The organism is Streptomyces sp. NBC_01264 (assembly GCF_026340675.1).
Taxonomy (GTDB): Bacteria; Actinomycetota; Actinomycetes; order Streptomycetales; family Streptomycetaceae; genus Streptomyces.
In genome coordinates, this window is the sequence record NZ_JAPEOX010000001.1 from 315,573 (window position 1) to 326,780 (window position 11,208).

General features: G+C 72.1%; 9 protein-coding genes and 1 pseudogene. 4 read left to right on the plus strand and 6 right to left on the minus strand.

All coding sequences use genetic code 11. The features are described from left to right. Window positions 1-58: 58 nt before the first annotated feature. The 4 genes and pseudogenes from OG435_RS01540 to OG435_RS01555 all read right to left on the minus strand — a co-directional run. Window positions 59-856: pseudogene (locus tag OG435_RS01540) on the minus strand (ABC transporter permease); the annotation flags it as partial. 1 nt (window position 857) lies between these two features. After that, window positions 858-1,556 carry an ABC transporter ATP-binding protein gene (locus OG435_RS01545; RefSeq protein WP_266874866.1) on the minus strand — a complete coding sequence of 233 codons (699 nt, stop codon included), beginning with the start codon at window positions 1,554-1,556 and terminating at the stop codon, window positions 858-860. Continuing rightward, complete coding sequence (locus OG435_RS01550) at window positions 1,553-2,629, minus strand: peptidoglycan-binding domain-containing protein (RefSeq protein WP_266874867.1); 1,077 nt, start codon at window positions 2,627-2,629, stop codon at window positions 1,553-1,555. The genes OG435_RS01545 and OG435_RS01550 overlap by 4 nt, the downstream gene beginning before the upstream one ends. Then, window positions 2,626-3,279 (minus strand): hypothetical protein, encoded by a 654-nt coding sequence (locus OG435_RS01555; protein WP_266874868.1) that lies wholly within the window; start codon window positions 3,277-3,279, stop codon window positions 2,626-2,628. The genes OG435_RS01550 and OG435_RS01555 overlap by 4 nt, the downstream gene beginning before the upstream one ends. Window positions 3,280-3,553: 274 nt before the next feature. Here OG435_RS01555 and OG435_RS01560 point away from each other — a divergent pair, with 274 nt between their 5' ends. Beyond that, on the plus strand, window positions 3,554-4,585 hold the full coding sequence (locus OG435_RS01560; protein WP_266874869.1) for a terpene synthase family protein: 1,032 nt from the start codon (window positions 3,554-3,556) through the stop codon (window positions 4,583-4,585). 63 nt (window positions 4,586-4,648) lie between these two features. Then, window positions 4,649-4,837 (plus strand): hypothetical protein, encoded by a 189-nt coding sequence (locus OG435_RS01565; RefSeq protein ID WP_266874870.1) that lies wholly within the window; start codon window positions 4,649-4,651, stop codon window positions 4,835-4,837. A 90-nt stretch (window positions 4,838-4,927) separates the two neighbouring features. On the opposite strand, the gene OG435_RS01570 is transcribed toward OG435_RS01565, so the two are convergent. Beyond that, window positions 4,928-5,260 carry a hypothetical protein gene (locus OG435_RS01570; protein ID WP_266874871.1) on the minus strand — a complete coding sequence of 111 codons (333 nt, stop codon included), beginning with the start codon at window positions 5,258-5,260 and terminating at the stop codon, window positions 4,928-4,930. 386 nt (window positions 5,261-5,646) lie between these two features. Here OG435_RS01570 and OG435_RS01575 point away from each other — a divergent pair, with 386 nt between their 5' ends. Then, the gene (locus OG435_RS01575) at window positions 5,647-8,868 is read left to right on the plus strand and encodes an AfsR/SARP family transcriptional regulator (protein ID WP_430625557.1); all 3,222 of its coding nucleotides are present in this window, start codon (window positions 5,647-5,649) and stop codon (window positions 8,866-8,868) included. A 316-nt stretch (window positions 8,869-9,184) separates the two neighbouring features. Here OG435_RS01575 and OG435_RS01580 read toward each other — a convergent pair whose 3' ends face one another. Then, the gene (locus tag OG435_RS01580) at window positions 9,185-9,367 is read right to left on the minus strand and encodes a hypothetical protein (protein ID WP_266874873.1); all 183 of its coding nucleotides are present in this window, start codon (window positions 9,365-9,367) and stop codon (window positions 9,185-9,187) included. Window positions 9,368-9,653: 286 nt separating this feature from the next. Between OG435_RS01580 and OG435_RS01585 the strand changes: the two genes are divergently transcribed. After that, on the plus strand, window positions 9,654-11,063 hold the full coding sequence (locus OG435_RS01585; protein WP_266874874.1) for a helix-turn-helix domain-containing protein: 1,410 nt from the start codon (window positions 9,654-9,656) through the stop codon (window positions 11,061-11,063). Window positions 11,064-11,208: the final 145 nt, after the last annotated feature.

Genomic DNA, 11,208 nt, shown 5'->3' on the forward strand with positions numbered 1-11,208 from the left:
GTGGCCTGGTCCGGGCAGCGCGCCTTCGACCTCGACCAGCCCCGCCAGCGAATGGGCCTCTACCGCACCGTCCTGGCCGAGGGCACCCGCCCTTCACCGAGCCCTCGTTGCCCGGATTGACCGTGCGGGCCAGGACGGTGCGGACGTCCTCGACGGAGGCGTCCGTCGAGCGCTCGAAGATCATGGACGGGTGGCCGTCGAATCCGAAGTACTTTTCCGCGGCCGGGAAGCCTACCATCGCCACGCGGTCCAGGTTCGGGACCAGTTCGACGGGCTGAAGGATCCCGATGACCACCATCCGTTCGTTGTTCATCATGATGGTCTCGCCGGGGGCGGTGACACCGAGGCGGTCCGCCGCCACCGACCCGAGGACCGTCACGGGGAACTTCTCGTTGCCCTCGTTCAGCCAGCTCCCCTCGGCGACGCGGGCATTGAGGGCTTCCAGGAGATCGGGGCGGGCCGCTTGCGTGGTGACGCCCGCGGTCCGTTCCTGGGGCACGACGTCGCTGCGGCGGATGCGGGCATCCACGTCGGCGGTGGCCGTGGCGTGCTGGACCGGGCCGATGCGCTCCACCATCGCCACCGCCGACTTGGGAAGCTTCACGTCCTGGCCCAGTGCGTCCTTGCCGGCCTCGGCGGTGAGCAGGTTGGTGCCCAGGCGGTCCAGCCTCGCCATCAGGTCGGCCTTGCTGGACTGGGACAGGCCGACGACCGCGACCATCGTGGCGATGCCGATCGCGATGCCCAGGGCGGAGAGGAACACGCGTGCCCTGCGGGCCCGCAGGCCCACCGCGCCGACGCGCAGCACATCCCGGAGGGAGAGCCGGGAGGGCTTCAGTGCGCGGACGGATCCCATCTCACCTCACCTCCCGGGTCGGCGCGTCCGTGATGATCTCGCCGTCCCGGAAGCGGACTCGACGCGGCAGCGATTCGGCGATCCCGTTGTCGTGCGTGATCACGCAGATCGTGGTGCCTGCCGCGTTCAACTCGTGGATGAGGTCCATGACGATCCGGCCGGACGCCGTGTCCAGGGCGCCCGTCGGTTCGTCCGCGAGCAGCAGGTCGGGGTCGCCGACCAGGGCGCGGGCGATCGCGACCCGCTGCTTCTCGCCACCGGAGAGTTCCTTGGGTGTGTGGCCGAGGCGGTGGCCCATGCGGACGCGCTCCAGCGCTTCCCGGGCGCGGGCCTTGCGTTCCTTCGGTCCGACCCCCGCGTAGAGGAGTCCGTCGGCGACGTTGTCGACCGCGTCGCGGCCCGCCGCCAGGTGGAAGTGCTGGAAGACGAAGCCGATGTGGCGGGCTCGGAGCGCGGAGAGCTGGGCGTCGGTGAGCTCGCGCACGTCGTAGCCGGCCACCTTGACCGTCCCGGACGTCGGGCGGTCCAGGGTGCCGATGACGTTCAGCACGGTCGACTTGCCGGAGCCCGACGGGCCGACGATCGCCATCAGTTCACCCGCTCTCACCAGCAGGTCCACGCCGCGCAGGGCGTGCACACCGCCCGGGTACGACTTCGTGACGTCCCGGAGTTCGATGACCGGGGTGTCGGGGGTCGTCATTGCTTTGCCACTCCGACCTTCTGGCCCGCCTCGATGGCAGCGCCGCTGACCTCGATCCGTCCGTCCGCTGTCATGCCGGTCTCCACACGGACCATCTTCGAGGTGTCCCCGGTGACGATCTGGAGCCCGTAGCCGCCGCCCTCGCCGCGCAGTGCGACGACCGCTTCCACCGGGACGGCCAGGACGTCCTTGCGGCTCTCACTGACGAACTTCACGCTCGCCGTCACCTTGGCGTCCTCCCCCGACACCGCTGCCCCGCCGCCGTCCAGGGCGACTTCGACCGTGATGCCGCTCTGGGCGGAGGCTCCCTGCCCCGGGTCGGCTTCCGGTGCGACCTTTCCCAGCACCTTGCCCGTTTCCGTCTTCCCGCTCGGCAGCGTGACCTCCACCTTGGTGCCCTTCGCGGTGAGCGCCGTGTCCCCCTGATCGAGCAGGGCGCGTACGACCGGCTGTGCGGAGGCCACCGTGAGGACGGGCTTGTCGGGGCCCACCTGGTCCGCGAGGGCCGCGTCCGCCTGGACGACCTTGATCTGGTCGGGCTGGAAGACCACGTCGCCCCGGCCGACCTTGCCGGTCGCCTCCCGGTTCAGGGACTTCTGCCACTGCTTGACCGCGGCCTCGGTCGCCTCGTCGAAGCGCGGATCGACGTAGAGGTCGCGTCCGTAGCCGAGCGCGCTGAGGTTGCGCTCCAATTGCAGTACGTCCGATCCCCTGTCCCCCCGCTTCATTTCGCGGAAGGCGGGCACGGGTCCGTACAGCAGCGTCACCGGCTTGTCGTTCAGCTCGTAGAGCGCATCGCCGCGCTTGAGGGTCGCCCCCTCCTTCGCCGCGACGGTGACCGTCCCCTCGACCGCCGACTTCACTGCGCGGCGCTCCGCGAAGTCGATCTTGCCGTCGACCGTCTTGGACTGGACGAGGTCGGTGCGCTCGATCACCGCGGTGGCGGGCGGGAGCCGGCTGTTCCCGCCCTCGGCGCCCGCCTCCTCCCCGCCGCCGATGACCAGCGCCCCGGTCCCGACCGCGGCCGCGGCGATCGCGGCACCTGCCACGGTGAATCCCGTACGCCGCCTCATCCCTGCATCCCGTCCAGGCCGTCGAGCAGCTTGGGCTTGCACGTCTCGCGGGCCGCCTTGAGCGTCGGCGAGTTCCTGTCGATCTGCGGCGACACCGGGTTCGGGTCGCCACCGGGCATCACGTTGCCGCCGGACATCGTCGGGTTGGTGAACTTCGAGATGCCGTTCTCCCGCATGCACTTGGCGTGCGCCAGCATCGACTCGTAGTCCTTCTGCGCGTCGCGCTTCGGCTCCAGCTTCATCGCCTCGGACATCTCAGGGCCGCAGGCGCCGCCCTTGCCGCCCTTCTGCTCCTCGCCGCTGCCGCTCGGGGAGGTGATGGCGTCGATCTTCGCCCAGTCGAGATGTCCACTGAGCTTGGGATCGGGGAAGTCCTTCACCCCGCCCTCGGTCCGCATGCACTGGACGTACTTCATCTGTGCGTCGAAGAACGCGCCCTTGCCCCGGGCGGCCGGCTCCCCGGCGGTGCTCTCCGGCGAGGCGGCTCCCCCCGTGGCGGCGCCCGCGGCGTCCGGGACCGAGGCGACTCCGTCGTTCTGCTTCGCCCCGTCGGCGTAACCGCCGTTGCCTCCGCACGCGGCGGAGAAGGCGAGAACGGGGGTGACGAGGAGGGCCGCGGTCCGCAGCCGGGTGCTGGTCTGAATGCTCATGAGGACCACCCTCCGGGCCCTACATGGTGGCCAGTAGATGACCACATGATGAGGACGTAACAATGCGACCGCTCCAACGAGCGGTCCGCCAGCCGTGTGGCAGGAGGCGAGCACCGGCCCGACTGGGGTGCGGACGAGGACCGGGGTGAGCACCGGCCGGCTTCTGGCTTGAAGCCAGCTGCGTTCCACCCCGGATCCGGGAGATCGTGAACTGCGCACAAGACGCCGGCGGGGAGTCCACCCGGCTGTGACCAGCTCGTTTCACGGAGGGCACATGCCGCAGGACATCCACTTCCACCTCCCCTTCCCCACCTCGCTCAGCCCGGACCTGGTGGCCGCCCGGGAACGGAATCTCGCCTGGGTCCAGGAGGTGGGTCTCGTCGGAGAGGGGCGCTCGCTGGAGTGGTACGCCTCCTGGGACATGCCGTGTCTGGCCGCCGCCGGGTTCCCCTACGCCCAGGGCGCGGCGCTGGACCTGTGCGCGGACGCGATGGCGCTGTTCTTCGTCTTCGACGACCAGTTCGACGGCCCCCTGGGCCAGGCCCCGGCCCGGGCCGCGGCCGCATGCCAGAAGATGATCGACATCGTCCACGGGATCCACCCGGGGATGGGAGCGGATGCGTGCGCGCGGGCGTTCGCCGACATCTGGGCACGGTCGGTCGACGGCGCACATCCCGGCTGGGTGGCACGGTGCGCGCACGAGTGGGAGTACTACTTCGCCACCCAGGCCCACGAGGCCATAGGGCGCCTGCGCGGCACCCCTGCCGACAGGGAGACCTACCTCCAGGTGAGACGCGGCATCGCCGGCACCGACCTGCCGCTCTCCCTGGGCGAGAGGGCGGCCGGCGTCCACGTTCCCGCGGCGGCCTTTCACAGCCCGCAACCGCGCCTCATGCGCCAGGCCGCCACCGACGTCACGTTCATGTGCAACGACGTCTACTCCCTGGAAAAGGAGGAGGCCCGCGGCGACATGGACAACCTCGTCCTCGTCATCGAACACGAGCGTCGGTGCGGCCGTGAGGAAGCCATCGCCGAAGCCCGCGAGGAAGTCGGCCGGCGGGTGGTCCGGTTCGGGGAACTCGCCCTCCAGGTTTCCGGGCTGTGTGCGCAGCTCGGGCTGACCGGCCGGGAGACCGCGACCGTGGACACGTACGTCGGGATCATGGGCGCGTGGATGAGCGGCTACCACGCCTGGCAGACCCGGACCCACCGTTACACCCACGCACCGCGCGTCCTCCCCCACACCGACCCCGGCCACTTCGAACAAGTCCTCGGCGCCCAGGGCGGCATCACCCACCGTGTTTAGAATCTCTCATTCCGGTAACAAGAAGTAGCGACAGACAGTCAGAACCCGACGGAAGGCAGGAACATGACCCTCGTTACCGTGCTCATCCTCGTCGCGGTCGCAGCCCTCGTCGCCCTACTGGCACTGGCCCCCAGCGCGCCCGTCCGGCGCAACCCCTTCCCCGGCCGACGCCACCGGGCCACCCACCGCCGCACGACCCCGCGGCCCGGCGGCCTTCCCCACCAGCGGGGACTCCACCACCACACCCGCTGACCACGGCTCCCGGGCGCGGCTCCCTCTCCGGCCCTGCGCCGGACGGCACCCGCCGCGCCCGGGAAGAAGCCGCGGCCCTGGGCGCCGCGGTCAGTGCGGGCGGGTGGAGTAGTAGCGTCGGCAGGCGCGGAGCATTCCCTCGTCGGAGAGGGTGAACACGTCGACGAAGTCCCTTTGCTGCGGTGCGAGTCGGCCCATCGCGACCACGCAGTCCCCCTCGGCGACGATCCGGGTGATGTGGTGCCGGCTGCCGTCGCCCCGGGGGGCCTCCAGGTCGGGTCCGAGGCTGCCTTCGTCCAGGAGGGACCCGTAGCCGTCGGCATCCCCGCTGTCGAGGTAGTGGTACGCGAGGCGGACGTGATCGACCCCGGAGTCGGTGATGACGGGGCTCGGCGGGATCCGCCTCGGGTGCCGGCTGGTCATGAAGGTCCTTTCGTACGGCCGCCTCCCCTCCGGGGGGGCGGGTACACCGTCCTCCACGTGCGCAACTCGGGGCTATCCCCGCCTTATCACCGGAGTCGGGCCGGGGCGGATCCGCCGGGCAGCGATGGCCTGAACTGCACGATCCCGTTCATCGCCACGAAACCTCCACACCATGGACAACCGCAGAGGTGTTCGGAAAGACTGGCCTCCGCTCCACCCGTCTTCCCTCCCGGCTCCACCGCATCGTCCATGCGCTGCGAGCGGGATCAGGCATGTCTCCAGCTGGGAGTCTCATGACCGTTTCACCCGGCGGGGTTCCGCCAACCCCCGACTCAGCGGTGTTCCGGATCCTCGGACCGTTACAGGTGAACGGCGTCGGCGGCCCGGTGCGTGTGCCTCCGGGCCGGCAGGAAGTCATCCTGGCCGCGCTGTTGCTCGAGGCCAACCGCGTGGTGAGCACCGACTATCTCGTCGATCTGATCTGGGACGACGAACCCCCGGACACCGCCCGCACCCAGGTGCAGATCTGTGTGTCGCGACTGCGCAAGCTCTTCAGCACGGCGGCGATCCCGGCCGCGATCACCACCCGGCCACCGGGGTACATCCTCAAGACGGAGGGCAACCTCGTCGACGCCGTGCTGTTCGCCCGCGCCGTCACCGAGGCGCGCACGCTGGCCAAGCAGGGCGCGTTGGGAAGCGCCGCGGAACTCCTGCGCGCGGCGGGCGAGTTGTGGCAGGGCCACTGCCTCAGCGGGGTGTCGAGCGAGACCCTTCGGAGCAAGGCCCTGCAGTTGGACGAGGAACGCCTCACGGTGACCGAGACCCGGATCGGGCTGGAACTGGAACTGGGGCGGCACCACCAGCTCGTCGGCGAGATCCAGCTGCTCGTACGGGTCCACCCGCTGCGGGAGCGGCTGCGCGGGCAGCTGATGCTCGCGCTGTACCGCTCGGGGCGGCAGGCGGAGGCCCTGGAGAGCTACCGGGTCGGGCGCGAGCTGCTGGTGGAGGAGCTCGGCCTCGAGCCGGGTTCCGAGCTGCGGGCACTGGAATCAGCCATTCTCGCCGGGGACGTGGCGCCGCCGTCCCTGCCCGGGGTCGGTGGCTACGGCGGCGGAACTCCGGACTCCGGTGCGGGTCCCGGTGCCGGTCCGGGTCCCGGTGCCGGCGTGGATCCGGGTGCGGGCGCGGGCACCGGCTCGGGCACCGCTTCGGGGTCCGCGCTTCCTCCCGCGACAGCCCTGGCCACCGCGGTGGGCGATCCCTCCTCCCCGGCGCCGACCGTGCTTGCATCCGCCGCGCCCGGTGGCGTCGCGCACCGGGAAGAGATTCCTCGTCAACTCCCCTCGGACACCTCCGATTTCGTCGGGGACGAGGCACAGATCGGCCGTATCGAGCGGACCCTGCGCGGTGAGGGCGGGCGGGCGGTCGGGCTCGTCGTGATCGTCGGCAAGCCCGGCACCGGCAAGTCCACGCTGGCGACGCACATTGCGCATCGCCTGAGCGAAGACGCCTTCCCCGACGGGCAGTTGTACTGCGACCTGCGCGGTACGGGCACCCCCGCGACCTCCTCCGAGGTACTCGGCCGGTTCCTGCGCGCCCTCGGCATCCCCGGTGCGGTGATCCCCGAGTCGCAGGACGAGCGTGCCGAGATGTACCGCACGCTCATGGCGTCGCGACGGGTGCTGGTGGTGCTCGACGACGCGGCGTCGGAAAGCCAGATCCGCCCGTTGCTGCCCGGAAGCCGCCACTGCGCCGTGCTCGTCACCAGCCGGGTCCGCCTGACCGGCCTGCCCGGATCGCACCGTGTCGAGCTCGATGTGATGAGCAACGAACACGCGCTGGAACTGCTCGTACGAGTGATCGGCGAGGACCGCGTGAGGCAGGAGAGGGTCGCCGCCGAAGCGCTGATCCGCACGGTGGGCGGACTCCCGCTGGCCCTGCGGATCGTCGCCGCCCGGCTGGCGGCCCGACCGCACTGGACACTTGCCTCGATGGTGCACCGCCTCGCCAACGAACGGCACCGCCTCGACGAACTGACCCACGGCGAGATGACGATGCGGGCGAGCCTCTCGCTCACGCACGACGGTCTGGCAGCGGCGGACCGCCGACTGCTGCGGCTGCTGAGCCTCGCGAAGGGTCCCACCCTTCCGGGATGGCTGGCCGGAGCGCTGCTGGACGATGCCCGCCCCTTCCCTTCCGACCTCCTCGAACCGCTCGTCGACGTACAGATGCTGGACGTCGTGGGGGTCGAGTCCACCGGCGGCTTCCGCTACCGCTTCCACGAGATCATCCGGGTCTTCGCGCGGGAGCAGCTCGCCGCGCACGACGAGCCGGCCTCGCAGACGGCGGCGCTCGGGCGGATGCTGGGCGGCTGGCTGTCCCTGGCCGAGCAGGCCCACCGGCGCATCTATGGCGGGGACTTCACCGTGCTCCACGGCAGCGCACCGCGCTGGGAGCCGCCCGAGCCGTGCGTGGAGGAACTGCTCGTCGATCCGCTGGAGTGGCTCGACAGCGAGCACGCGAACCTGGTCCAGGCCGTCGAACACGCGGCGGCGGCGCAGATGCACGAGCTCTGCTGGGACCTGGCGACGACGCTGACCACCCTTTTCGAGGGGCGGGGCTACTTCGACGACTGGGAACGCACCCATCAGCTCGCGCTGGAGGCCGTCCGGGCGGCGGGCAACAAGCGCGGTACCGCGGCCCTGCTCGGCTCGCTCGGCGTGCTGTACCTCGGACGCAGCCAGAAGGAGGAGTCCCTGGTGGCGCTGACCTCGGCGCTCGGACTGTTCCAGGAGCTGGACGATGCCCACGGGCTGGCGCTGTGCCATCGCGACCTGGCCCTGCTGGAGCGGATGCGGGGCAACGAGGACCGCGCGCTCTCCCTGTACGACCGGGCGCTGCGGGATTTCGACCAAGTCGGTGACGTGGTGGGCCGGGCCATCGTCCTGACGCAGAGCGCGCAGATCTGGATGGTGCGCGGGCAGCTCTCGGCCGCGCAGGACCGGCTGGACGAGGCACTCGGCATCTACCGTGCGGTGGGTTACACGGGCGGACAGGCCAGGACGCTGCGCAGGGCGGGACAGTTGTCGCAGGCCCGCGGCGAACACGAGCTCGCGGTGCGTACGTTCACCGAGGTGCTGGAGCTGTGCCGGGACTCCGGGGACGTGATCGGCGAGGGGCACCTGCTGCGGGACCTGGGCCACGCGCACGCCGAGCTCGGCCGGGGTGAGGCCGCGCGGGGCTTCTACGCTCAGGCGTTGTCGGTCCGCGAACAGATCCTGGACCAGGGCGGGGCGGCGCTGGTGCGGCTGGACCTGGCGAGGCTGCTGATGGCGAACGGGGGCGCCGGTGAGCGCTCGCGTTCGCGGGAGCTGCTGGAGAGTTCGGTACGGGTCTTCCGCGATCGGCGGATGGACTCCGAGCTCGAGGAGGCGATGCGGCTGCTGGGTCCTGCCGCGCTGCCGGCCCTGTCGGCCGTGGTGCAGGCGGGGGGCCGGCTCATCGGCGGGCCCGTCGGTGGCGCTGCTCATGCGGACCCTGCGCTGGGAACGGCGCTGGGGTCGGGAGCTCCTCACGCACCGGCGAGCGGGGCCGCTGCCGGGGTCTGACGCCACGGGTCGGGGCCGGGTGCGGGTGCCGGGGTCGGGGTCGGGGTCGGTGGCTGGGTGCCGGCGCCACGGTCGGGGGCCGGGGCAGGGGCCGGGGCCGGGTGCGGAGGCTGGGTGCCGGTGCCGGTGCCGGGGAGCCGCGTGAGGGATCCTCGTGCCGATGCTGGTACGAGGGCTCGCGCCGAGGGCGGATGCAGGGGGCTCGCGCCGAGGGGCCGTTGCAGGAAGCTCGCACCGAGGGGCCGTTGCAGGAAGCTCGTGCCGCGTTGGGGTACGGGCCTCGTGTCGTTCGCTTCGGGGGCCGGTGGCGGGGGCGTCAGTCCCACGGGTTGGTCTTCGTGGTGGTGCTCGGCGACGGGGTGGCCTGCGGGGCCGGGTTGCCGGCCGTGGTGGCGGGGGCGACCGGGCCGTCGGCCTGGGCGGCCTGGGCGCCGAACACGGCCGCGCCGGCGATGGCGACGGTGACGAGGGCGGCGCGGAAGGCGGTGGCGAGCTTCATTTCGAGGTCCCTTCGTCGGTGCGCTCCGGTCTTCCGAGGCGCTTCCTTCGTTCTGGGACAGACATTAGGAACCGCCGGAATCCCCGCACCGTCCCCGGTCCTATCCCCGCGCTATCACGGGCTTCCCCCGCGCGGTGATAGCGCCCGCACGGTGATAGGACGGCCTACCGGAGGCGGTACGTCCGGTGATGCCGGGGCGATAGCGCGCTGCCGACGATGGGAGTCAGGAACCGGGCCGTGTCACCCCAGGCCCCGTCGTTCCCCACCACCACCGCCGGGAGCGCACATGCACAGCACGGCCGTCGCCGCCGCAGTCCCCCTCGCACAGGAGGCCACCCGACTGGGAGTCCTGATCCGGGCCCACCGGCTGCGGATCGGGCTCACCCAGCAGGAGCTGGCCGATCTGTCCACCATCAGCGTCCGCGCCATCCGTGATCTGGAGCAGGGCAAGGCGAGAAGGCCCCGACCCGAAACCCTGCGCCTGATGGCGGACGCCCTGCGGCTGGGCCCGCGGGCCCGCGCTTCGCTCGAGGCGGCCGTCCAGCGGGGACGGGCGACCGGTGCGGGCTGGGAGCAGCCGCCCGCTCCGCCGACGGCCCTGCACCCGATGACAGGCAGGGAGGCGGAGCTCGCGGGGCTGGAGCGCGAGCTCTCCTCGGGCGCGGAGCGGCTGATCCACCTGGTGGGGCTGACCGGTGTGGGCAAGACCCGGCTGGCGCTGGCGGTGGCCGAGCGGCTGCACGCGGCCGGGATACCGGTGCTCTGGCACGCCTTCCCCGGTGCGGCGGCCGACCACCTGGGCTGCGCGGAGGGCGAGCTCGCGGCCCGGGTCGCGGTGGCGGTCGACGAGTTGCTCGCGCCGGCGAGCGGGGTGCGGCAGCCGGGGAGCGGCCCGGGTTCCGGTACCGCGGCCGGGGCTGCACCGAGTACACCGGGCGCGGTCGACTCACTGGCGGAACTGCTGGGAGAGCAGAGCGTGTTGCTGGTGCTCGACGGTGTTCCGGCCGGTACGGCCCGGTGCGACCGGCTGATGGGTCTGCTGCGCGCCTGCCCGGGGCTGCGGCTGCTGGTGACCTCGGACCAGCCGTGGGAGGTGCCCGGTGAGCGGATCTTCCTGCTGGCGCCACTGGAGGTGCCCGCCGCCGGGGTGGCGGACACGTCGGCACCCGCGGTCAGGGTGTTCCTCGACCATGTCCGTCGGGTGCGACCGGAGTTCGCGCCGACGGCGGCCGACGTGGAGCGGGCGGCATGGGTCTGCCGGCGGCTGGACGGGCATCCGGGAGCCCTGGCCGCGGCCGCCTCCTGGCTGGTCGTGTGCGATCTGCCCGCCCTGTGCGACAGCCTCGGCGAGGATCCGCTGGCCCTGCTCGACCACCTGGGCGGTCGCCCGGGGGCCGACGGGTTCCGCGGTGTGCTGCACCACCGGCTGGACCGGCTCTCGCCGGCCGTACGGGGCCTGCTCGAGGCTCTGTGCGACCGGGCCGGGGAGGAGTTCGAGCTGGCCGGGGTCACCGCCCTCACCGGCGGCGGCCTGGCGGAGACCGGGCGGCTGCTGCGCGAGCTGCTGCTCAGCGGTGTGGTGCGGGCCGCGCACGAGGGCGGCCCCTCCCGCTTCCGGGTGCTGGGGATGGTCCGGGCCGCCGCCACCACGCGTCCCCGTACCGCCGCTGCCGCTGCCCCCGCCACTGCCGCCTGAACTGCTGGCCGAGTGCCGGACCAACTGCCGCAGGCCCCGGGGGGCCGCCGGTTGGATGGCGTACGGCCGGACCGCACGGCAGAACCCGGACCGGCGTCCGGACCCCGCTCGACCGCCCGCCACGGAGACCATTTTGAGGAGCACC

Excerpts from the sequence above, each read along its gene's own strand:
- OG435_RS01545 (WP_266874866.1), bottom strand. The coding sequence starts at position 1,556 with ATGACGACCCCCGACACCCCGGTCATCGAACTCCGGGACGTCACGAAG.
- OG435_RS01550 (WP_266874867.1), bottom strand. The coding sequence starts at position 2,629 with ATGAGGCGGCGTACGGGATTCACCGTGGCAGGTGCCGCGATCGCCGCG.
- OG435_RS01555 (WP_266874868.1), bottom strand. The coding sequence starts at position 3,279 with ATGAGCATTCAGACCAGCACCCGGCTGCGGACCGCGGCCCTCCTCGTC.
- OG435_RS01560 (WP_266874869.1), top strand. The coding sequence starts at position 3,554 with ATGCCGCAGGACATCCACTTCCACCTCCCCTTCCCCACCTCGCTCAGC.
- OG435_RS01565 (WP_266874870.1), top strand. The coding sequence starts at position 4,649 with ATGACCCTCGTTACCGTGCTCATCCTCGTCGCGGTCGCAGCCCTCGTC.
- OG435_RS01570 (WP_266874871.1), bottom strand. The coding sequence starts at position 5,260 with ATGACCAGCCGGCACCCGAGGCGGATCCCGCCGAGCCCCGTCATCACC.
- OG435_RS01580 (WP_266874873.1), bottom strand. The coding sequence starts at position 9,367 with ATGAAGCTCGCCACCGCCTTCCGCGCCGCCCTCGTCACCGTCGCCATC.
- OG435_RS01585 (WP_266874874.1), top strand. The coding sequence starts at position 9,654 with ATGCACAGCACGGCCGTCGCCGCCGCAGTCCCCCTCGCACAGGAGGCC.